Consider the following 256-nt stretch of genomic DNA (forward strand, 5'->3'; position numbering starts at 1 on the left):
GCCTCGCCTTAGGGGCCGACTCACCCTATGCCGATGAACGTTGCGTAGGAAACCTTGGGCTTACGGTGAGGGGGCCTTTCACCCCCTTTATCGCTACTCATGTCAGCATTCGCACTTCCGATACCTCCAGCACCCTTTACAAGGCACCTTCGCAGGCTTACGGAACGCTCTCCTACCATGCGTGCTAAGCACGCATCCGCAGCTTCGGTATATAGCTTAGCCCCGTTACATCTTCCGCGCAGGACGACTCGATCAG

1 rRNA gene is annotated in these 256 nt (G+C 57.0%); it reads right to left on the reverse strand.

Annotated features, from left to right (window positions below):
- Nucleotides 1–256, reverse strand: a 23S ribosomal RNA gene (locus AC1RPX_RS08015); the annotation flags it as partial.

Source organism: Dellaglioa sp. CoH-56-MRSF-14, from assembly GCF_056782115.1.